At 43.2% G+C, this 23,628-nt stretch carries 19 protein-coding genes; 3 read left to right on the top strand and 16 right to left on the bottom strand.

The annotated features are described in order from the left end of the window. Positions 1 to 51: 51 nt before the first annotated feature. The 8 genes from PAEAM_RS05020 to PAEAM_RS04985 form a co-directional block, all read right to left on the bottom strand. The gene (locus tag PAEAM_RS05020; RefSeq protein WP_100526850.1) at positions 52 to 2,343 is read right to left on the bottom strand and encodes an S-layer homology domain-containing protein; all 2,292 of its coding nucleotides are present in this window, start codon (positions 2,341 to 2,343) and stop codon (positions 52 to 54) included. Positions 2,344 to 2,815: 472 nt separating this feature from the next. After that, positions 2,816 to 4,513, bottom strand: coding sequence for an ATP-binding cassette domain-containing protein (locus tag PAEAM_RS05015; protein ID WP_100526849.1), 1,698 nt, complete (start codon positions 4,511 to 4,513; stop codon positions 2,816 to 2,818). 59 nt (positions 4,514 to 4,572) lie between these two features. After that, a complete protein-coding gene (locus PAEAM_RS05010) occupies positions 4,573 to 5,424 on the bottom strand; it encodes a glycosyltransferase family A protein (RefSeq protein ID WP_100526848.1) in 852 nt (283 codons plus the stop codon). Next, positions 5,421 to 6,086: a glycosyltransferase family A protein gene (locus tag PAEAM_RS05005; protein WP_076252133.1), complete on the bottom strand. Its 666-nt coding sequence runs from the start codon at positions 6,084 to 6,086 to the stop codon at positions 5,421 to 5,423. The genes PAEAM_RS05010 and PAEAM_RS05005 overlap by 4 nt, the downstream gene beginning before the upstream one ends. A 4-nt stretch (positions 6,087 to 6,090) precedes the next feature. Next, positions 6,091 to 6,510 carry a hypothetical protein gene (locus tag PAEAM_RS05000; RefSeq protein ID WP_076252136.1) on the bottom strand — a complete coding sequence of 140 codons (420 nt, stop codon included), beginning with the start codon at positions 6,508 to 6,510 and terminating at the stop codon, positions 6,091 to 6,093. 1 nt (position 6,511) lies between these two features. Beyond that, on the bottom strand, positions 6,512 to 7,549 hold the full coding sequence (locus PAEAM_RS04995) for a phosphoenolpyruvate carboxykinase (ATP) (RefSeq protein ID WP_100526847.1): 1,038 nt from the start codon (positions 7,547 to 7,549) through the stop codon (positions 6,512 to 6,514). A 38-nt stretch (positions 7,550 to 7,587) separates the two neighbouring features. Beyond that, the gene (locus PAEAM_RS04990; protein ID WP_100526846.1) at positions 7,588 to 8,745 is read right to left on the bottom strand and encodes a nucleotidyltransferase family protein; all 1,158 of its coding nucleotides are present in this window, start codon (positions 8,743 to 8,745) and stop codon (positions 7,588 to 7,590) included. A 259-nt stretch (positions 8,746 to 9,004) separates the two neighbouring features. Then, on the bottom strand, positions 9,005 to 9,673 hold the full coding sequence (locus PAEAM_RS04985) for a DNA alkylation repair protein (RefSeq protein WP_100526845.1): 669 nt from the start codon (positions 9,671 to 9,673) through the stop codon (positions 9,005 to 9,007). 214 nt (positions 9,674 to 9,887) lie between these two features. Here PAEAM_RS04985 and PAEAM_RS04980 point away from each other — a divergent pair, with 214 nt between their 5' ends. Together PAEAM_RS04980 and PAEAM_RS04975 are read left to right on the top strand one after the other, a co-directional pair. Continuing rightward, on the top strand, positions 9,888 to 10,862 hold the full coding sequence (locus PAEAM_RS04980) for a YndJ family transporter (protein ID WP_100526844.1): 975 nt from the start codon (positions 9,888 to 9,890) through the stop codon (positions 10,860 to 10,862). A gap of 91 nt (positions 10,863 to 10,953) precedes the next feature. Continuing rightward, entirely contained in the window at positions 10,954 to 11,406 is a 453-nt protein-coding gene (locus PAEAM_RS04975) for a HEAT repeat domain-containing protein (RefSeq protein ID WP_100526843.1), read from the top strand. A 255-nt stretch (positions 11,407 to 11,661) separates the two neighbouring features. On the opposite strand, the gene PAEAM_RS04970 is transcribed toward PAEAM_RS04975, so the two are convergent. Beyond that, positions 11,662 to 13,152 carry an aldehyde dehydrogenase family protein gene (locus PAEAM_RS04970; protein ID WP_100526842.1) on the bottom strand — a complete coding sequence of 497 codons (1,491 nt, stop codon included), beginning with the start codon at positions 13,150 to 13,152 and terminating at the stop codon, positions 11,662 to 11,664. A gap of 28 nt (positions 13,153 to 13,180) precedes the next feature. Continuing rightward, positions 13,181 to 14,266 (bottom strand): 5-methyltetrahydropteroyltriglutamate--homocysteine S-methyltransferase, encoded by a 1,086-nt coding sequence (locus PAEAM_RS04965; protein ID WP_100526841.1) that lies wholly within the window; start codon positions 14,264 to 14,266, stop codon positions 13,181 to 13,183. Between the two features lie 277 nt (positions 14,267 to 14,543). Between PAEAM_RS04965 and PAEAM_RS04960 the strand changes: the two genes are divergently transcribed. Further along, entirely contained in the window at positions 14,544 to 16,568 is a 2,025-nt protein-coding gene (locus PAEAM_RS04960; RefSeq protein ID WP_100526840.1) for a right-handed parallel beta-helix repeat-containing protein, read from the top strand. A gap of 90 nt (positions 16,569 to 16,658) precedes the next feature. Here the strand turns inward: PAEAM_RS04960 and PAEAM_RS04955 are convergent, their stop codons facing one another. The 6 genes from PAEAM_RS04955 to PAEAM_RS04930 form a co-directional block, all read right to left on the bottom strand. Then, positions 16,659 to 17,633: a phosphotransferase enzyme family protein gene (locus PAEAM_RS04955; RefSeq protein ID WP_100526839.1), complete on the bottom strand. Its 975-nt coding sequence runs from the start codon at positions 17,631 to 17,633 to the stop codon at positions 16,659 to 16,661. A 313-nt stretch (positions 17,634 to 17,946) separates the two neighbouring features. After that, entirely contained in the window at positions 17,947 to 18,426 is a 480-nt protein-coding gene (gene rlmH / locus PAEAM_RS04950; protein ID WP_100526838.1) for a 23S rRNA (pseudouridine(1915)-N(3))-methyltransferase RlmH, read from the bottom strand. A gap of 681 nt (positions 18,427 to 19,107) precedes the next feature. Then, entirely contained in the window at positions 19,108 to 19,275 is a 168-nt protein-coding gene (locus PAEAM_RS04945; RefSeq protein ID WP_017691462.1) for a CxxH/CxxC protein, read from the bottom strand. A gap of 206 nt (positions 19,276 to 19,481) precedes the next feature. Next, positions 19,482 to 20,453: an MBL fold metallo-hydrolase gene (locus PAEAM_RS04940; RefSeq protein ID WP_100526837.1), complete on the bottom strand. Its 972-nt coding sequence runs from the start codon at positions 20,451 to 20,453 to the stop codon at positions 19,482 to 19,484. A gap of 369 nt (positions 20,454 to 20,822) precedes the next feature. Next, complete coding sequence (locus tag PAEAM_RS32195; protein WP_051447245.1) at positions 20,823 to 21,347, bottom strand: hypothetical protein; 525 nt, start codon at positions 21,345 to 21,347, stop codon at positions 20,823 to 20,825. A gap of 383 nt (positions 21,348 to 21,730) precedes the next feature. Next, positions 21,731 to 23,008: a S1C family serine protease gene (locus PAEAM_RS04930; protein WP_036611896.1), complete on the bottom strand. Its 1,278-nt coding sequence runs from the start codon at positions 23,006 to 23,008 to the stop codon at positions 21,731 to 21,733. Positions 23,009 to 23,628: the final 620 nt, after the last annotated feature.

Genomic DNA, 23,628 nt, shown 5'->3' with positions numbered 1-23,628 from the left:
AAACTGACCCCTGTTGTCATCTAATGACATCAGGGGTCAGTCCTTTATTGCTTAATGTATAGATTTCCAAAGTCGCAAGAGTACAACCGCTGCTTCGGCTCTTGTTGTTCGTCCCTCCGGAACAAATCGATTACCCGCTTGCCCTTTCAGAAGTCCGTGCTCCTGAGCAGCTTCGACATATGCCTTGGCCCATGTTGGAATGCTTGTATTATCAGAGAAATAAGAGTTAGCCGTACGATCAGCATTCCACTTCATGGCCTTGGAGACCATCGTAGCCATCTCTGCACGGCTTACCGTTTGCTTCGGCCGTAATGTTCCATCGGGATATCCTTGCAGAATTCCCTCGGCTACAGCTGTCTGGATCGTCAGGTGTGCCCATGCCGGGATGCTTTCTGCATCGCGGAAAGACACCTCACTTGATTCGTTATGTATCGGGATCTGAAGTGTCCGCATCAGCATAACGGCGAACTCCGTTCTTGTTACGTTGCCTCTTGGTACAAAGGTGTAGGCATCTATCCCCTCCACAATACCCAATTCTGCTGCCTCGCAAATTTCGGATGTTGCCCAGTGATTCTCGATATCCGTGAGCCGACATACCGGAGCTGAAGGAACATGATGTTCATCATGGGTCATACGGTTAATGGTGACGGTATACGTCTTGATCGTTCCATCCTCAGCTTGAACCGTAAGGGTTAATACATTAGCACCCATCACCAAAGGAACAGTCGTCATCTCACTTATCCGTTCTCCCAACAGCTTCACAACCGCCTTGGGATGGGCTGAAGCTACTTCCAGTTCAACCTGCGCAGCGTCTGTTTCCACTGTATACGTCGTAGTCCCCGACGTGAACTTAGGAGATAATTCCAATGTCTTTCCGGAATTATAAACATTTATTTTAGCTAAAGCTGCCTGGTTAGATCGGGATGGGGTTACCGAAGGCCCAACAGGTGAACTACCGCCTTGATCTATTGGGCTCGGTGCTGGTGCCGGCGTTGTGTTATCCTGTAGAAATGGATTCGAAACAGCAGCCTTAACATTCCCTACTTTGTCTACTGCGCGAATGTGTAAGTACCAACTTCCATTCCCGCTAGTCTGACTCAACGTATCGCCGTCACTAAATGGCAACCAGCCCATTGCCGGAACGGCGGTACTTTGCGTCCACACATATTGCAGTGAATGATCATCTATTCCGCTTTGTAGGTCGCTGACCGTTACGATACTCGCTGCAGTTTTCGCTGCCACTACACCACCATTCGTACCAAACTGCACTTCCGGAGGCGTTGAATCGATCGCCAGCGTAATGGTATACGTTTTACCGGGTAACAAGTAGGGCTCCACGCGAACAGGAATAACCGTATCCGTGGTTGCTCCCGCAAAGTTTATCGTCTTCGTGCTACCTGACGGCAGCAGCTCACTGTTCACATACATAACTGTCTGGTCAGTGCTCTCGAGTGTCGGCGTCACATCTACACTGGACAGCGATTGACCGTCGTAATAATACGTGTAGTCCATGACTGAAGGATCAAAGGATTCTGTGAAATCCCCTTCCTGTAGCTTAAGCCCGCTCAGATTGGCATTCCCAGGTACATTCATTTGTCCATCCTGATTAGATCCCCAGGTAATTACGGTACCATCTGACTTTAAGGCAAGCGAATGAAAATGACCTGCAGCGACCGCCACTACTCTTTCTAAGTCGGCTGGTATATTGGTTTGACCACTATTATTGTATCCCCAGGCAACCACTGTGCCATCTAACTTTAGCGCTAATGAATGATATTCTCCTGCAACAATCGCCACTACTCCGTCTAAGCCCGCTGGCACATTGGTTTGACCGTCCTGATTAGATCCCCAGGCAACAACTGTGCCATTTGACTTTAGCGCTAGTGAATGAGTTTCTCCTGCAGCAATCGCCACTACTCCGTTTAAGCCTACGGGCACATTGGTTTGACCCCTATTGTTGCCTCCCCAAGCGACCACTGTGCCATCTGACTTCAGTGCAAGCGAATGGATGTTTCCTGCAGCAATCCCCACTACCCCTTCTACAACCACTGGTACATTGGTTTGACCGTTGGTATTGTTACCCCAGCCGACAACCGTGTTGTCTGACTTCAATGCAAGCGAATGGCTGCTTCCTGTGGCGATTGCCACCACATCATTCAAGCCCGCTGGCATGTTTAGTTGACCAAAGCTGTTGTTCCCCCAGCCGACCACCGTGCCATCTGACTTCAATGCAAGTATATGAAAATACCCAACATCAATTGCCATAATATCGCTTAAGCCTACGGGGACGTTTAGTTGACCAGGCCCCCAGCTAACCAAGGTACCATCTGACTTTAACACCATTGAAGCATTCCCTCCTGCGTCTATTTTCTCCGCTTTAACAGGTGAAGAAGGATCTGCAGCATAAACTGATCGCACCTCGAATGGAACGATTATGCTGAACAACAATACGAAGCTTATAACAAGATAAACCGTCTTTCTCCAATTAAACGATAACAATATGTATCCTCTCCTTCATCCCTTTGATTAGGTAACTAATCCTTGATTATTTTCTATCGGCATACGTCAGAATGATAGCCTTGCTAGAGCAAGCTTTAACCCAGATCCGAGATCCATCATCCTCTATGGATATTAACAGAGGGCTATGAAAGAATAATGAAAGAACATAGCGATGATGGAACCACGATCCATCCCGACTTCTAACGTATACACTTGGCTCGAACCAAACTGATCCCCCAGGAAGCAGAAAAAACCGATTAGAGACAACTTTACTTGCAGCTGTCTCTAATCGGCTTCAACATTTCACTCTATCAAATCACTTCAATTCATAAACGAAATCACAATACTTTAGAGTTGATTCTCGATGAGATGCAATGATAACAGTCTGATTATCTAATCTAGACACTGCTCTCATCACTTCCTCTTCAAGGCATTCGTCTAATGCGGATGTTCCCTCGTCCAACACCAAGATATCCGGAGAATCGTACACCGCCCTCGCTAGGCCTACGCGTTGGCACTGTCCCCCGGAAAGAAAGATTCCGTTCTCACCAAGATTGGTATTTTCACCTTGACCTAACCCTGCAATCATATCTGCTATTTGAGCCACCGATATAGCATGCGTCATTTTTTCTTTATCATAGTCCCGATAGAAAACAATATTTTCCTTCAGGTTTGCATTCAACAAAAATACTTTTTGGGGAAGATATCCGAAACGAAGCTTTGCCTCGCTAAGTTGCTCCGTCGTTCCATCTCCATGCTCGATATCGAGTCTTCCGTCATTTGGCACAAGAAGACCCGTCAACAGATTTAACAGTGTACTTTTGCCTATTCCGGAGGGGCCCCTTAAACCGACAATAGCACCACAAGGAATCTCAACGTTTATTTTCTTCAAAACTTCTTTTCCATTCTCATAGGAAAAAGATAGATTACTACATACAATTCTACTGCCCTGATTAAACCTGCCTGTAGCATGTGTATCTTTGTCTTGATCATTTACAGCATACGACTTTCTTGGTTTGTCTTCCTTTAGTATCCCTTGAATCTTCTCGTAGAAACCCCCGTCCATTCGATCCAAAACCGAGGAGTTCGCATACAAAGAAGATAAATAACCATTTATTCTGGTCACTCCTGGCATAACTCTAATTAAAATCAAGGCTAGAATGGCCATTTTCGACATGACGTCCTCGGATGAGCCATTCGTTACATAAACAGCAAGAAACGCCATCAACATACAAGCCACCGTAATCAATTCAATCAGATGTCTAGGCAATGTGGAATAGACAGTTTGCTTTACTTCTAAGGTTACATTTTCCTCGATGTACCCTTCATAGAGATGCTCCACTGCGTCTTTTGCGTGATACAATTTCACTTCCTTGATACCATTTATGGCCTCTCTTGTGACGGCACTCATTCGGTCGAAGCTGTGATTGGAACGTTTTCCGGTCTCTCGCACTTTAGTATAAATAAACCGATGGAACAAGATCATGATAAGAACATACACCAGAATCAAAGCCGCTGAAATATTGACATTTAGGACGCACATGTAAGCCAAAAGCATGAGAATGACGACAGCTTCTGCAATAAACTCCAGCATGCTCTGTATACTCAGGAAGATGGAACCCGTGTATTTGTTAATATTATTAATAAGAGCCGACGAATCTTCATCAGTGAAAGATTGATAATCTTGATCCAGGTGCATGCGCAACAATGACTTGCTTGTATCCTTATATTGGTTAACGATATATTTGCGCTTTATAATTCCTAACCCATATACAAACACGTTTTTTACTAGAAAACATATAAAAACAATTCCCGCAAAAAAAGCAACTTTGCTAATACTCTCATGATCCCCTTCTAGAATAGTAGAAACAAAAGGAACAATAAGTGAAATGCTTGCGGTCTCTAACACTGCACCGATCACATAGAAAAAGACAAGCACGCCAAATTGAATCTGTCGCTTTCGACCAAACAGATTCCATAATGTAAGTAAATTTACTCCGAGTGATTTATTCAAGGCAAGTCGCCGCTTTCTTCGTATAGTCCATCAAAACTACTGCACACTAATTTCAGTCTTCACTCGTTGCTCGTTCTATTTCTTGCTATCATGGCCGTAGTTTGCATTAAGGTCTTCTTAAATGCAGCAATCATATGTTCCACTTCTTTGTGATAATACTCTTGATCACATTCACAATAAGGCAAAATACTTAAATAAAGCTGCTTGATATCTTCTATCCGTTTCATAGTCTCCGTGAAACTACGCTTCGTACTAGAATGACCGCTACTTCTCCTGCAATATACATGCAGCTCCTCGTTTAGATAAGCACACTTGCTTCTGCTCGCGATTGGAAGTAGCAGCTGCGGATTCTGATCCACAGTGGATGCCGGAATCTGACGATTCGGATAACAGGAAAACAAGGCTTCTGTTCGCACCATAAATCGGCCCGCAAGTTCCAAGATACGTTCATGGAACAAATCATCAAATATATCGGACAAAAAAGGCTGATTATTTTTTTCTCTATACATAATCGGATTCTCTGTCTCATCTTTGATTAATCCGTTGCTTCGCACCATATTAATATCAGGATGAGTTAGAAGACACTCTACCTTCTTTTCAATACTGTCATCCGTCCAGTAGTCATCCGCATCGCACCAGGTTAATAGTTCGCCGTGGACACTCGGAAGTGCTAGATTTACAGCAGCCACCTGTCCTGCATGGTTTTGGGATAGAACTTTCACCAATATACCTTTTTCTTCCATTATAACTGCCCGCTCTGTAAGGACCGAGAGTGAATCATCGGTAGACCCGTCATCTACCAAAATAAGTTCTAACGGCGCATAGGTCTGGTTTTCTACAGAATCTAAGAAAGTGTTTAAATATGGCATGGCATTGTAGATTGGCGTTATGATGGATACTAACGGTTTCATTCTTTTGACATCCTTTTCCTTAAAATAGCTGCATAATTTTTCATTTCTTCTTCACGTTTTAAACGTCCTGTATTGGTCATATGAAGGCGTCGCCTTAACGTTACTTGATTGATTTCACGAACCACGGCTCCTGTTTCCTTCAAACTCATCATCCAATCTACCGTTTCTCCACTTGAAAGATTTTCATCGAAGTATCCGTTCCGATCAAAGACTGATTTTTTGATAAGCGCGCAGCCCGGCAATACACCGCCATAACCGTTTTCTCTTGCCTTCAGTTTCATACTTTGTTCACTCGATAACTCCGGCGAAATAAAATCTTTTGCCTTTCCATATACAACAACACAGTTCGATTCATCTTCCATGGCAGTAAAAAGATTATCCAATGCATCCTGAGACAAAACATCATCTGCATCCAGAAATAATACATAATCCCCACAAGCCATCTTGAGTCCGACATTCCTTGCTTTTGCTGCACCACCATGTTCCACCGAGATCACACGATCACCTAATCTTTGGGCAGTCGCAAAGGAATGATCTTCTGATTGATCATCTACAATAATAATCTCCTTCTCGCCATTCCAGGTCTGGTTCGATATCGATTCCACTGCTTCTTCTAAATAATATCCCGCATTATATACAGGCATAATAATGGATAGCCTCATTGTATTAATCCTCTTCTTTTAGCTTAGGCCATCCCATATCTGCTTCCACATCATGTACAGGGTCTGCCAACAGAAGATCTTGAACCTCCGCGAATTCATTCAACTCAAGGCTGTAATCTCCATGAACCACGACAAAATCGCCCAATGATTCTTGGCTGTAAGGTTGATCATCTAAAATAAATATTTCCTTTTCCGTAAGCGCAGCAATAAACCGCTCTACACGCTGATCAATATCCACTACACAGTCCTCATTATTTTTAATTGTATCGACAATCTGCTTCGGGTCCTTGCCTTGCATCAACGCATCTAAAACCATCGATCCAAGAGCACTTGCTCCATAATACATTCCAGTAACAAAATTGATTATAATGGCTTGTCCATCAGCAATATCATAAAACATCTTCTCATCATTTAATTTATACATGTTAAAGTCCCTCCATAAAGTTTTGCAATACGATTACATTCTTCTTAAGGTCTTTACTTAAACGAAACTCATAAACGGGTAAATCCTTCAGTCTGTCCATCATTCTCTTAACCATTTCTGTATCTCTTCGTCCGCCAATCTGACTTACACTGGAATGAACCAATTTTACCAATACTGAACCTCGGTCCGTCGGCACAATCATTGGATCGCTTCCCTCTGTAACAGTTGGACACAAAATAGCTTTAATCGGTAATTCTTCCTGAAAAGGATAGGCGGATGCATCAAAGAACTTCTTCCCGTTTCGCTTTTCCTCCGTCTTGATAACAGGCATGTTCGGTTTCAAAATCTGATACATATCCGAATTCAATCCAACCATTGTATATAGTGGCAGTGCATTTCGTTCTCCCACTTCACGCATCATAACATAATCATCTGCCACAAAATCTAACCCCTCAAGCAAACAACTTACCGATAAAGTTGACTTCCCAGCACCACCCCGCGCACTTATCAATACACCCTTATGATTAAATCCGACTGCAGCGGAATGCAGAATCAATATGTTCTCCTGCTCTGCCCAAAAATAAAAACATCTTATAAGTGGATGTCCCAACATGCAATCATCATAATCAGTGCCTGCTTGTCTGCAGAAATAATAGGTCTTCCTGATGTAGTCGGCACCCTCCATCTCCGTACTTCTAGTAACCTTGATGCTTCCCGTTGCATCCTTTCCCTGATATACATCGGTTATTGCTCCTTCTTGCAGCGGCTTATCGCGAAACGAATCGGGAATATAGACATTAACATCATCCGTATAGCACCAGATTACTGCATCCGGCACTACGTACTGCTCATTTGAAAGGACTCTTCCCAAAAGAGATGATCGTATTAATGAAACCTCTATGTCATCCCAATATCGAATTTCGAGAACCTTATCTGCTAATCTGATTTGCATATTCTTATAATGCATCCCGTTTTTCTTCAAAATTCGCTTATTAACATCTTCGAAGAAAGTGGAAATTGTAGCTTTTTTATTATCCATCCATTATTCTCTCTTTTCTCGCATAGTATTTGTTCTAATCAACGAAGTCTTAACCGTGAGAGAAATTTCTGATACAATTTCACGGGTCTATTTAAGTGGTAAAGTTCGGCAACATATTTTGCAAAACACATACCAGATTCTACTTCCTTTAATTCATGAGAATAATATCTATACTCCTTTCTGATAGGTTTATATTTTATTCTTAAATGTATTACCCGCAGCGTGATTGAACTATTTTCGTCCGCACGGCGTTCTTTCATATAAGGCACAATCGTCTCATAAAAATCCATTGCGTCTTTTAGCCATTTGCCATATCCGCTATCCACTGCAAATAAATTTTCTGCATCCTCTAACGAAATGTCCTCTGGAAAACAGGTTGCAAATAATTTCATCATCAAGTGAACCCGATAACTACAATGCAGTTCACTCGCGCGCTTTGCTATTGCTGTCCAATCCGTGTCAGGCATCATTTTCAAGACCATTTTTGCATCAAATAACCACTTCATCCGTCGTTCCGGCATCTCATCAACAAATATGCATCTGGATTGCGAATCTAATATATGGACAAACATGTCTAGCGGTGATAATACTCTGAATTTACAGCTATTCACCTCAACCTGTTCAACTCTCTCCCAAATATCACTGCCCTTTTCAAGATTGTTCTTAAATATGACATGATGAATATCAAACTCCGTCTTTCCCAACTTATATGTAATGGAATGCTTAGCTTCTACTATATACTCCGCACCCATATCTTGAAAAATTGAAACCGCTTCTTCATATTGTTCACCCTCGAGCGCAAAGTCTAAATCAGCCATCATTCTAGATACTCCTGAGGCAAAATGTAGACGCATCGCGGCTCCCTTTAAAAGCAAAGGGTATATATTCCTTTCATTCAACTTCTGTGTACTCATAAAAAGTTTCTGTAGCATCAGGGCATTCTCCACCTGATAATAACGATAGATGCCTTTTAATTGTGGGATGACATGCTTCGGAAATCCCATCCAATCGACGTTATACCCAAAATGAGCTAACATCAGCAGATAATTATGATTACCCGTATCCATATTCAGACCCTGAAGCTGATCCTCTATTTCTTCTATATTCACGTGTTCCTTAAATAGGAGTGACAGTAATCTTTGCTCGCACGGAACAAGTAGCCGTTTTTGCAACTCTTTCTCTATCGCTATATTCATATCTATTCTTTTTATCCTTTCATCTTTATTGGCTTTAATGTACAGTCAAAAACTTATTGAATTTCGTTTCATTTTTCCCAGCCGGTTTGTTCCATTTTGATTACTTATTTTTGAAATTATAACAGAGTGCTATGAAAGAATAATGAAAGAAATAAACCTGTGGTTTGGTTCCTACTCATTGGGCAAGGCATCATTATTATTAATGGATGCAGTCAGGGAGGTCCATTAGTTCGAACCACATAGGGATTCGCAGAGGTAACTAATTCTTATTTCGTTTGTTAACTTCAATTGCAATGAACTCTGGCAAATAATTAGGAGTACAGCCCTTTGATACCATTTCATCTTTATAAAGACCTGTATTCTCACCAAGTTTTATACAACGTGCACGATACTTTTGATCATAAATGCCTATCCAGCCTGCAATGAAATTCATAGCCCACTGAACTGCCGGCTCTTCCTGCGTAATATTAGCTTCAATTGCAGATAGTAAGTCCTCGGTGTTATCAGGAGGCGTTTGTCCGGTCCATCTCAATCGCGCTTGATAATACCAAAAAGCTCGCCTTTGAAGAGCAGAAGGGCTTTTTTCCCATGACTCCATCAATGCAATGGTCTTCTTGTCTTTGGTGAGCTGATTAGCCATTAACCAATCCATTAAGTTATTTCGCTCATCAAAAGTGTGAGTCTGCATATCCTTATCAAACTTATTAAGCAATTCTTGTGAGAGAAGTTTTTTATCCATAATTAAAATAGCTAATAGTCTGGGCAAAAACGCTTCGGTCGACCAAAGTTCCATAGCTAGTTCGTGATCTTTTTTAATATCCTTTGCGATTTTTCGTAATTCGCCTAGCTTAGTTTTACTATTGATCTGCTGTAGAATGTCCCCTGCTTTTGAAGAGTATTTCATTTCTATACTTTTATCCTTATTCATTTGATACCACAGCTCCTTTATGGTGAAAGTCTTTGAAGAGCGGAAGGACTATTTCCCATGACTCCATCAACCGCAGTAAGATAAGCTTATTTTCATATATTGACAAATAAATGTGTTAGACTACTTAAAGAAGAATTGTCGATCTATACTAAAGAATGCTACACAACTGGATACAGGCAGTTCTTACGATAAACGTAGTTAGAAAGGAAACCCCATGAAAAGTTCCTTGAAGCAACGAATGAAATCATTATTAGCACCAGTGTTTCCCGGTGGAATCATAACCATTCTGATATTTTACCTTGATTACTTCCAATTCGAACTTGTTGAAAAATTTCTACTGTTTGCGGCTTTTGTCATTGTACCTCTTGTGATTTTACTTTTAAACCATGACGAAAAGAATAAAAATCAACGAATGATTTATGCTGCTATGAAATGGCTCCAATTTCCCGCTGCGCTTCTTACCCTGGCGTCGGTAATGAGTAGTAAGATGTGGGGGTTAGAAAGTACGGAAATACCAGGGATTCTGTCTCTTGGATGGCTACTGTTCACACTGCTGCTTGGCATCTATGGCTTGACCACGATTGTAATCTCTAAAGGAAAAGCAGCTGAAATAGCGATTGGTGCGGGGCTCGTTTATTTTTTTATCGGAGGCATTTGGTTTACCTTATATCAATATCAATTGAACCTGTTCCAAGCTAATCCTTCAACGCACGCGTTAAGCTCGCTCCACTTCCATTTCTCATCTGCGATCGTTCCGATTTTTATTGGTGCACTGGGACGCATCATGACGAAGAAAAGCTGGTATCCTTGGGTCGTTGCCATCGATATCATCGGACCCATATTGATTGCTATTGGTATGATTTTCTCCAAGCCAATTGAATACATTGGTGTCACTTTGTTCGCCTGCAATATTGTGGTTTACACCGCTTATCTCCTTACTTACTTGAGGAAAAATGCTTTGGATATTAAGGCAACCATCTTTTTAGGCCTTTCTTGCCTAGCCTTTTACACGGTTGTTGTCATTTCCATCTTCTATCCGTTACTGAAAAATATGTACTCCTTAACCATACTCGATTTTATTCCCATTTATGGAGCTCTACATGCGTTTGGTTTTGTCTTATGTGGACTGATTGGTTGGGTGTACATGGTGGACTTCATTAAGGAAAAGGCTAGCCAATTGGCATCATAGGAGTAGTTTAGTCAGGTTCGTGCTATAATAGTGATCACATAAATAACATTCATCATTCTGCCGAGATGGCGATGATTAAGGAGATTGAATTTTGACGAACAACCATGATATTGGAGCAGTTAACGAACTACCGGAGAACTTTGAAGAGCTCAAACGAGCGGCTAACCGGACGTCAAGCTGGAGAGAAAGACTGAATGCGGTGAACGAATTGGGGAACTGGAATACAGCCCCTACCATTAAATTGCTGCATCATGTTTTGAAAAATGATCAAGTGTTTCAAGTGCGCGAAGCCGCATATCAAAAGCTCAAGCAGTTGGATGAAGATGTACAAATGCCTGCCAAAAACAAAGGTGAGCTGTTTAAAGGTACTAACAAAATTTTGCTACGGATTAAAAAAAGCCTTCCTGAAGGTCACACATTCGAGCAATTCAAGGAAAAACTGCAAAAGACACGTCTGGATATTTATGATACTTACGAGGGCGACAAAGATGCTGAGTTCGACTCTTGGCTCCATGGCATTTGGGAGACACTAGGTAGAAGATAACCGCCGTTCACCGTATAATAGCTGAGTATCAAGCCACTCCATCAATGGAGTGGCTTCTTTATTTTTTCAGCATCACCTCCATCAGATGTGGGGTTATTTTTTCTCTAAAAAAGTCACCACTGTCAAACTGATCTGACAAAAAAACGCCCTGTCTACTGATTCTTAAAAATCAGTAAACAAAGCGCAAAGTTAGAGCCTACATTCAATTTCACATGTACATTCCCCTGTACGATGCGAAGTGGTGTGCTATAAGATTTATTCTGGTATATAAGGAAGATCCAGTGTCTTCGGAACGTTGATGACATGCTTTTCTGTATAAGTGCGGATGCCTTCGGCGCCATATTCACGGCCAATACCAGATTGCTTAACCCCACCGAAAGGGAAGCGAACATCCAGACCTTGAACAGCAGCAGTATTGATCATTGTCGTTCCAGCTTCGAGTTGACGTGCAACGGAGATGGCATCCTCTTCTTTCCCCCAGACAGAACTCGTCAATCCATATACACTTTCATTGTGTAGATGAATAACCTGCTCTTCATCGTCAAATGGAAGAATCGGAACCGTAGGACCAAACTGTTCCTCCACTACAATCGGATCATGAACATCGCAACCCAAGACAAGCGTAGGTTGTAGGTAGTAACCTTGGTCAAACAGCTTCTGATCAAGAATTTGCCCGAGAGGGATGACCTTAGCCCCACGCTTTTGCGCATCTTCAACCAAACCAAGCACATAATTTTTCTGCTTCAGGTTATTAACCGGACCTACCGTCGTATTTGAATCAAATGGGTCACCAATTCGAATCCAGCGATTTGCCGCCTCTATATATTTTTCCACAAACTCATCATAAATAGAACGGTGTACATACACACGTTTGGCGATCATACAGATCTGACCTGCTGTCAAGAAATTAGAAATGACAACCCGGCGCATTGCTCGCTCATCATGAACATCAAAGCTTTCCAAGAAGATAGCCGCATCATTACCACCAAGCTCAAGCGTCATATCCTTAATCGTTTCCGAAGCCGCTTTAATAATATGCTTAGCTGTTGCGGTTCCACCTGTAAAGGCGATTTTCGTAACAAGAGGATTACTAGTCAGTTCAACGCCCACATCTGCATCACCATGAACGACATTGATTACACCAGCCGGGAACTCACTCGCAATAATCTCTGCCACCTTCGCTGCCGCCAGTGGCGCATATGGGCTTGGTTTAAGCACAATAGTGTTGCCCGCAAGTAAGGCAGGAGCGATCTTAATCGTAGATAATGCAATGGGATAGTTCCATGGACTAATCGCAGCCACCACACCAATGGGATCATAGGAAAGAATCGTTTTACCATTCTCATGCTCTTTGATCTCTTCCTGTAGAGCCGATTTGGCTTCATTACAAGCAAACTCCATCCACATTAACGAAACATAAATTTCACCGTGTGCATCATACAGGGGCTTGCCATGCTCTCTAGACAGCAAATGTACAATTTCATTCTCAGCTGCTCTAATCTTCTCGATCGCCTTGCGCATCATAATAATGCGTTCATCAATGGAGGTCTGTTTCCATGTTTTAAAAGCTCCTGCCGCCGCTTCAATCGCTTCAACGGCTTGTTCTTTCGTAGTGACAGGGAAATAACCTACGATCTCAGTTGGGTTTGCCGGATTCTCTTTTGCTACCTGCGAAAGGGATTTTACATTCTGACCATTAATGAACGCTTCAACTATAATTGTCTCTTGGTCTGCTTGAATTGTCATTTTACATCCCCTCCGTTATTTAAATGGATTAATTCCAAACTTCTTCTGCAATTTCCTTAACATAACGAAGTTTACGCCATTGTTGTTCTTCCGTTAAAATATTGCCTTCTTCTGTAGACGAAAAACCACATTGTGGACTCAAACATAGTTGCTCAAGTGGAACATAGGTTGCCGCCTCTGCAATCCGAGCTTTAATGTGTTCTTTATCCTCTAACTCGCCTGTTTTTGATGTGAGTAAACCAAGCACGATTTTCAGATCTTTTCGATTCACATATTTTAATGGCTCGAAACCACCTGAGCGCTCATCATCAAACTCTAAAAATAATCCATCTACGTTTAAGCCTCCAAAGATAACTTCAGAAGCGTAATCATAACCACCCGTTGAGAAATAGTTCGATTTATAGTTACCACGACAAATATGCATCGTCACCACTAAATCTGCTGGTTTATGAGACAAGGATTCATTAATCATGCGCTGCATCGTTTTCAACTCTTCCGCCGGTTCCAGACCTTTAGCACGTAGCTTATCGTGACCAGCGTCTGAGAACAGGTCGGCCCAAGCTGTATCATCTAATTGCAGGTATCGACATCCCGCATCATAGAAGGCTTGAATGGCTTTTTGATACGCCGCAATCGTATCCTGAAGGAATTGCTCTCGGTCCGTATAGATATTGGCGTCATTCTCCAATCGATATAGAAGCATGTTCGGACTTGGAATGGTCTGTTTCGCTACTGCGTCACCTGCATGCTTTTTCAAAAACTCAAAATCCTGAACAAAGGGATGACTCGAGAAATCAACTTTACTAACAACACGAATCCCACCCTTGCGCGTTTGCATATTATGGAATTTCGGTCCGTCTATTTGCTCATACAACTCTACGCCATCCAAGCCGCCCAGAAAATCAAAATGCCACCAGCTTCTGCGGAATTCACCATCCGTAACTGCCAATACGCCATTTTCCTTTTGCTTTTCAATAATTCGAATAATCTCTTTATCTTCCACAGCTCTTAATTCCTCATATGTGATGTTGCCTGATTTATATTGTTCACGTGCCTGACTTAAATCTGCAGGACGTAGAAAGCTACCTACATGATCATTACGAAATGGTATCATATTTATTTCTCCTTCTAACTTTTTAGTCTAATGAGTATAGCATGATGGAAAGGAATGCTTGTTATATGAAAAATGCATGGCTAGTCATAGCTTTTAACAATAGCTAGAAGACTTTAATACGCAAAAATCCACAACTTCATAGGGTAGTGGATGTGATTTTACCTTTTATCAATATCATTTCAGGCTTAACATACACCTTCCTATCTCTGCCATTATAATTATTTTCTAGTATAATAACGGGATACAACAATAATTTTAAAATAGAAGGAGAGTTGTTATGGAATATCATGTATCCATACATGGGAATGATCAAGGAAAAGGAACAGCGGATCAACCCCTTCGTACCATATCACGCGCTGCGGCTCATGCCATGGCTGGTGATACCGTTATTGTTCATGCGGGAGTATACAGGGAATGGGTTAACCCGGCTAATGGAGGAACAACGGAGCATAGAATCGTATATCGATCCGCAGGAGACGGAGAAGTCGTGATTACAGGAGCTGAGCGGATTACCAACTGGAAGTCTGAAGGAGACCATGTCTGGAGCACAGAAGTGCTCAATTCCCTCTTTTCCGTTCGTAATCCCTATGAGGTAGAGCTCAGTGGAGACTGGCTGTTTGACGGACCCTTCCCAATTCATCTCGGCGATGTCTATTTGGATGGCAAATCATTGTATGAGTGCAACAATGTTGAAAGCGTTCACAATCCTGAGGTTTGGCACGAAGCCAAGTATCCCGAGGATTCACTGTTGAAATGGTATGCGGAAGTGGGTTCTGCGACAACTAAAATCTGGGCCAATTTTGGCGGAAAAGACCCTCGGAAGGAAAATGTAGAAATTAATGTACGTCCTTATTGTTTCTGGCCTGAACAACCAGGACTTAACTACATCACCGTAAGTGGCTTCACATTACGTCAAGCTTCTCCTCAATGGGCGCCACCTACGGACTACCAGGAAGGTTTGATTGGACCTCACTGGAGCAAGGGCTGGATTATTGAGAACAATATAATCAGTGAATCCAAATGCGTTGGTATTAGCCTGGGTACCGAAATCGGCACAGGGCACACCAAGTCCTTGGAGAAGCATAGTAAAGGCGGTACTCAACGCGAGCAGGAGGTTATTTTACGAGCATTACGCTCCGGGTGGCATAAGGATAACATCGGCAGTCACATTGTTCGAGGTAATGTAATTCATGATTGTGAACAGGCAGGTATTGTGGGTCATATGGGAGCAGCCTTCAGCCGCATTTATCAGAACCGTATTTATAATATTCACCACAAACGACTCAGACATGGTGCCGAAGTTGCGGGAATTAAGCTTCATGCTTCCCTGGATACTCAAATTAGCGAAAATATAATGTACAGCTGTTACCGTGCGCTTTGGCTGGACTGGCAGGCACAGGGCACTCGCATCAGCCGTAATGTATTTTTTGACAATCTTTCGGAGGACCTCTTCGTTGAGGTTTGCCATGGTCCATATATGGTCGATCATAACCTATTTCTCTCTCCAATGAATTTCAGAAATATGGCCCAGGGCGGGGCATTTGCTCATAATTTGTTTGCAGGCCGATTTGTGGTTCGTTCCGAAATTACTCGTATTACGCCATATCACTTCCCTCACGAAACGGCCATGGCCGGATACTCCAATATCACTGGAGGCGATGACAGGTACTACAACAATATCTTTATAGGTGACAATGACCCTAATAGGGAGCCTGTGCCCATCACCTTCTTTGAGCATCTTCCGCTTAAACCAAGAGATGAAGTTGGAGAGGACGGGAAGACGGTCATGGATGGTGTTCCGGACAATTCCATATGTTATCTGCATGCTGTGGGACTTGGCGGCTACGATCAACATCCTGATGTGAAAGATAAGAAATGGTGGGAATATACCAAAGAGGAGCTTATTGAGCTTGGCGATGCGGCGAAGGATATCTTTATAGGCAATGCCGTTCTTCCAGTGGCTATGGGTGGAAATTTATATCTTAACCATGCGGTTCCAAGTACTCATGAATCCGATGCGAAGGTATATACTCAGAAGGGTATGAACGTTGAGATTGATCCTGCGCTAGGTAAGGTGCACATTCAGATCAATGAGCCCGAATTTCTTCGGGGAACCTCTACAATGTTAGTTACCACGGATCTGCTTGGAAAGACTTATCACGCCAACATGAAGTTTGAGGAGCCGGACAGCACTCCATATCATTTTGACTCCGATTTCTTCGGAACAAAGAGACCCGATGCAGATGTTACACCTGGTCCCTTTGAATTAACCGAACAGGGTACTCTTGATTTTGAAATTTAAGTTTATGATTGAGGGTCCAGTCATCTCAGGTGATTGGATCTTTTTTGTGTGTAAAGCCTCTACTCCGCTAATTGTGACAGGGTTCACCGGTTAACTCAAAAAGTCCATATCAATATAAGGCCTGTTATTTAATAAATTTTCATAGTAGAAGCGTCGGGCTTGCTCATACCATTCAGTCCAATCAGGAGCGTTAAAGTCTCTGCTTCTATAGAGCGCAGCTAAAACTCTAGCCTGCCTTAAATTTATAAATAGTGGAACTTTGTTTAACTGGCTTTGGCTTACAGTGTATTCCTTGCAATAGCCATTTAAGAAGTTGCAATAGTAGCGTTTTGCAATCTCCTTCCTCACATCTCCAGACACAACCCAAGGAATTGGGATTTCATAAAATAATGGTGTAGCAATATCAGAAACAAACCAGCTATATTCCACCTCATCATAGTCAATAATAAAGGCTTTGTCCCCATCATTAAGATAATTGCCAGGGCTGATATCCCCATGAATAAGACCGTATGTATTTTTTTCCTTGGGCAGGGCACTAATTTCATTAATTAAACGATCATAGTTACTGTGTAATTCTAACGGACAATACTTCCTAAAAGATTCTAATAGAGTATTACCACTCCATTCATGGCGTGGGTTTTGGGTCGAGTAATTAAGCGATAACTTATGTATTTTTCCGACCATTTGTCCAATATTTTCATAAAACGTATTGCTCTCCTCGGCGATTACTGCATTTCTGCCTGGTGCTTTCTCAAAAGCTGTCACAATAAAGGACCCGTCAATGATATGAATAAGATCCCCTGATGAAGATTGAATAGGCCTTGCTACTTTCATTCCGCGATCAGCCAGAAACATGATGAAATCTAGTTCAGCTCTTGTTAATATTTCATTTCGATGGGTGACATGCGTAATTCTTAAAATGACTTCTCTATTTTCAACGACGCCGGAATAAACGAAATTTTGAAACCCATTTAATTCGATAATGGAGTTCTCACGTATTCCAAAACATTGTGCGGACTCTTTCAATATATCTTTTGTGAATAGTAGTTTAATCTTTTTATCCATATAATTTCTCCCCTTTACTTCTATGGTAACAAGAGGAGCCAAATGAGATATATGCAGAATTTAATTAGAATCAACTTTTACACAAAAAGTCACATCGGAAAGCACGATGTGACTTAAAAATAAATCTATGTTTTTGAGTAAATGATTCTTCAATACTTTCGTAGGAAAGACCTAATTCATTCGAGAGTTCATCGATCCATTTTCCATTGAAATAAGGTGGCGGGTAGAAGTAGCTACTCTCTACTCCCCAATTATTTACACTATTTTGCAAGTTTTCAAGGGTAGGGACATAAGTATGCGAACGTGAGTGTTCTTACTTGTGGTACGGTTCACCGCGATTTATCTTCACCGCACGATAAATCTGCTCCACCAATACCAGCCGCATAAGCTGATGCGGCAGGGTCATGCGCCCGAAGCTCAAGCGCTGCTTGGCTCGGCGCAACACCTCATCGGAGAGCCCGTGGCTTCCTCCGATGACAAACACGACATGGCTCGTCCCATACGTGCCGAGCTTGTCGATCTCCAATGCCAGCTCCTCGGAACTCCAGAGCTGGCCATCCAATGCGAGCGCGACAACGTACGCCTCGCTCTTCACATGCGCGAGGATGCGTTCGCCCTCGCGCTCTTTTACCGCCCGAACCTCAGCTTCGCTCAGGGTATCGGGCGCCTTTTCGTCTGCGACCTCGATCATCTGAAACTTGATGTACGGGGCGAGCCGCTTGGCATATTCCTGTATGCCCAGCGTCAGATACTTTTCCTTCAATTTGCCTACGCCAATAATCTGAATAAACATGAAAATTCATTCCTCCTAAATTGTCTTGCCAGATATTCTATAAGTAAGATGCTTCATAGCATCGTTTGTCACAACTCATATTATCTATACTACACATTTCTCCAAATTCTAACGAAACCCACACACCTTATTCAGCCCCATTTCGGCTACTTTAAAATCTAACGAATCTGAAACACGCTATCTCAGTCAAAACAAGCGTTCCCCACCACTTTCGAGGCCTTTTCAGTAACATAAAGTGTCTACGATTCGTTAGATTTCAACCAGGCGGTATTTGCCACGAATAAGATCCGTCAGGTTCTTTAGAGTTACTCCGCTCCGCCACACCCACGTCCCTACCCACATCGCTGTTACCCAACGTCACTTTTCTCCCATGCTCGGGCTTTCTTTTCTATTACCTACACACCTTGCACCGCTGCTACAACCTGAGCTCCCTCCCAAATCGGAACTCGGCACCTACCTACCTACCTACCTACCTTAATCTTCCCCTACCCTCGCCTACTCCCACGTTAACCCCTACAGCTCCACGCTGCCTAACAACCACCACCAATTCCCCACACAAAGACAAAAAGAGCGCTCATCACGCTCTCCTTGGCTTCTTGCTGTGATGTTCATACCGGATGGAAAGTCAGCCCGAAGCGCCACCTTAAGTCACGCCTCCGGCCATCTAAGTCCTACAGTACGCTAAACGACGAGGAATTCCGCGTGCTGTTCGCACTCGGCGCACTTCGCAGGCGGGTCCCAATCGGCAAATTCCGTCTCCTTCAGATCAACGATATCTGGAGCGTCCTCATACTCATCGACAAACATGTCGATGGCAATGTCCACGTGTTCTTTGCATACAACGTACATCCGTTAAGCATCCTTTCTGTAACCAGCTATGTTCCCGATTCACAACCGCGTATCCCATTACAGGATAGCCACTTCTCAGTTCTATCACACCTGCCGCCGAAAAGAAACCCCTACACGCCTAATGACAGCAAAAACATCCCTCCCACTTAACAGGATAAGGATGTTTGCCCTTTACTTATACCGTTTCTAGAATTCCATCGTTATACTTAAGGCCAAGAAATTTCGCCTTTAATTACCTGAGCGCTCGTCTCCAGATCGCCTGTATTCGTAAAGTCCGGATATGCTTTTTCCATTTTTGCAATCAGTTCTTTTGAATCTTTGGCTGTCTCTGCCTCTGCTTCAAATTTATCAATATAATCACGGGTGAACGTAACACTCGATATATCCCCGGCACTGGTACCCAGGTAATGACCTGGAATCACTCGCTCTGGATTCAATGCAATAATTTGATCCAGCAGTTGGCGCCAGTAGTCACGGCTCTCTGGCGTTTGGTTATCTGCGATCCAGACATGCGAATTTTCGTATACAGGAACACCACCAAGAGCAGTCTTAATGGAAGGAATCCACAGGAACGTATGGGACGGATCGGAACCATCTAGACCAATAATCTCTACGGTTTCCCCATCTACGGTCAATTGAGCACCCTCAAGGACGTTCGGAACAATCTGTGCAGTTGGTGCATTTTCTTTCAAAATCGGATTCCAATATTCATTCTTCACTTGAATTGTTTCCTTGATTCCTTCCACCGTTGCTGGAGTCGCAACGATTTTTGCATCAGGGAACGCCTCACGGATCACCGATAGACCGAAGTAATAGTCCGGGTCCTTGTGGCTGATATATGCGGTGGTCAGTTTTTTACCCGTTTCTTTAATCATTTTGACCAATTGCTCGGCATCATTCTTTTGGAACTGTGCATCAACGAGCACGATTTCAGTTGGACCTTCAATCAGGTTTGATGAAACGCCAAAAATGCTGTTTCCCCCAGGATTATAGGTGATCAATTTCAGCTCCACCGCTGGTGTGTTTGTTTCCTCGCTCTTTGTATTTCCAGCACTAGCAGCATTGGATGAAGAGTCTTCCGCATTTTCGGTTTCACTTGCTGTACCCGCACAAGCACTCAGAATTAACATGAAACATAGAACAAGCATAACGCCCATTGATGATTTTTTAGTAAACATTTAATTAATCTTCCTCTCTTTATGTCGCCGCCATCATCATAACAATGCATCTAGCAGCCAATTCCGTTGATTTTTTAAACCATCCTATAGTCTGGTTGTACAATTGCTTCGACTAAATCCCCCTTCAAATCATTATATGTAACTACTATAGTTACAACTTATACGATGTAATGATTATAGTTACAACTAAATGCATATGTCAAGTTATTATCAGAAAAATCTACATCTAATTATTTCTCTGCTACTCATAGACTTTATAAAAACAACAAAAAAACCAACCAGAATTTTCTGATTGGCCCCCATTTAACTTCCCCTAACCCTGTAATACGCTTTATTCCACAGATTCAGACTCTTCATGTCCAATACTATTTACTTCAATCCCGACTGCGCCTTCGTCAACAGTTTCCCACCTTGAAAAGCAATAACCGCATTGGCACCATTGCCGGCTGTACCTTTGTAGTTGTACACCACCATATTCTCCGCTTCACTCAGCGCTTCACCTTCGCCGCCAAGGATCTCGATGACATCTCCCACCGACATGCCAACCTCAAGCTTCTCATACTGGGCAAAGGTAATCAGCACCCCATCGCCTTTCCCCGCCGATCCGTTGTTTCCCGATGTTACAGGCGTTTGGCCACCAGCCTCACCTACCGCAATCACATTTGTACTCAACTCATTCAACTTGGTCTCAAGTGCTGCGATCTTTTGCTCCTGCTCAACGCTCTTGGCTCCCTGCTCCACCAGTTTCTTCTCAAGCCCTGCAATCTTCTCTTGCAGAGCACTCGTATCTACAGATGCTCCTGTCGTAGCTACCTCAGACCCACAGGCGGACAACATAAATAGGGACAGAGCCAAACTCGTTCCCCCAAGCATCTTTTTCTTCAAATGTTTCATTAAAAATACCCCTTCCATTCTGAAATAAAATCAGATCGACAAACAGATGTTATTGCATCAGCGACCGTCTCCAACATATTGACAACAGTTTACCACAGCACAAGTATTATGTATCTGCTCCTTTGGCTCCGGGTCTAACTGATCATGAGAATATAAAATGGTTGATCTACTCATTTACTGTCGAATGAACAAGTCCACTCATAGTCGGCCAGTGGTAAGTACTCCTTTTCTTATGTAATTACGATCTAGCCCACCCCTTACAACCAAGCATTGCGCAATGCACATCATCCAACAACTAAAAAAGAGTGGTCAGTTGATCTGATCACTCTTCTAGCTTTCCCTATTTCAATCAACGCAACAGTATAGGTTTCGTTGAACTTCCCTTACTCCGGTTTATCCGTCAGCTTCACTGATACTTTCTCCGCTTTGCCATCCCGGTAGAAGGTCACTTCAATGGTATCTCCAATCTTCTTCTCATCGTACAGATACTTCCGTAGATCCAGCGTGGAGGTGATTTTTTGCCCGTCAAATTCCGTAATGACATCATTCAGCTTCATACCTGCTTCAGATGCCGGACCGGATGCTTCCAATACAACCACGCCGCTGTCCACATGAGATGGCAGCTTCAGATCCTTACGTTGCTCGTCATCCAGTGGTGCATAAGGGTTGCTCAGATCCACCGTGTACACGCCGAGGTATGGACGAGATACTTTGCCGTTCAGTAGCAGGGAATCTACCGTTTTCATCACTTCGTTCATCGGAATGGCGAAACCGAGACCTTCAACGCCCGTATCCGAGATTTTCATCGTGTTGATGCCGACCACTTTGCCGTTCAAATCGACCAAAGCACCGCCGCTATTACCTTCATTAATCGCCGCATCCGTCTGGATTACGTTTTGCTCCCAGTCGTACACTCCGTCCTGATTAATCGATACAGGTAGAATACGATCCGTGTAACTGACAATTCCGGATGTCAGGGTACCGCCCAGACCGAGCGGGTTCCCAATCGCCAGCACCGTTTGACCGCGCTGAAGTTTGCTGGAATCGCCAATCTCCGCGACTGCTCCCAGCCCTTTATCTTCTGCAGATAGTACAGCAATGTCACTTACACGATCTTTACCGACCAGCTTTGCCTTATGTGTCTCCCCATCTACGGTTACAATCTCCAGATCACTCGCACCCTCCACAACGTGGTGGTTGGTCATAATATAAGCCTTGCCATCTTCCTTCTTGAAAATGACCCCTGAGCCCAGCGCCGAATCTTCCATCGATAGACTGCTACCCGTTTTATGGTTCACAATGCTCACCACGGAAGGACGAACATGGGCTGCTGCTTGGATAATCCGGTCGTATGGATCAGCTGCCTGCGCTGTCTGTGCACCGCCTCCACCACCGTTACCTGTAGCATTAGCCAGCGGTAACGAAGCGGGCTGTGTGATGAAGCTAAACAGCATGACGGTCACGATGGAGCTGATCACTGAGCTAATCACAGCTACCTTCACTGTGGAACTGATTCCCGTACGCGATCTGCGCGGATTGCTCCAGCGGTCACGTCCACGTGCTCTGCCTCCAGGGCGGATGATCTGAAGTTTGCCTTTCTGTTCAGGTTCGGCGCGTCTTGATACTTTGGTTGAATAAAAATCGTCTCCAAACAATCCCATCGTGATCCTCTCCCCTTCGTTGTCACGCATCAAGACCCTGACTGCCGCCTAAGTTGTCGCATGGATCAACGATGGAGTTCTCACATACACCACTCCGCCAACAGACGAACCTTCCGATCGCTGTTACTCACAAATTTTTTTGATCCCCTCTTCCAAGGTAAAAATTTGTTCCTAAAGGCGAACACTCTGTTTCTTCAGGTTTCTTCTGTCGTCTTCGTTACGTGAAGACTCCAACGGTTTCCCATGCTTTTTTGCAATTTTAAAAAATGGTCTTGCATATCGCCGCATCCCGGCATCAAATCAAGATACAGCGTCTATGTACAACAGAACGGACACGCCATTCTGTCAGTGACTCTATCAATCATGCTCTCGCATTCTATGACATGCCATTTCACACGCAAAACAGCCAAAATCACAATGCTCCTCATATACTAAACACGTCAAATCACAAAAAGTTGCATATTTACGAAAATTAAAGCAAATTTCCGCTATAACGCGCTTAACAATAAAGGTCCATAGTATCTATCACCACAAAATCCGGTCCGCTAAGCGCCATTTTGGCAAATTTGAAGAACTTTTTCACCCCTGCATAGTCACAGGTTCAGCATACACGTCTCATC

Source organism: Paenibacillus sp. GM1FR (genome assembly GCF_002803315.1).
Lineage (GTDB): Bacteria > Bacillota > Bacilli > Paenibacillales > Paenibacillaceae > Paenibacillus > Paenibacillus amylolyticus.
The sequence above is the reverse complement of the archived record's forward strand: the minus strand, read 5'-3'. Positions and strand labels throughout refer to the sequence as shown.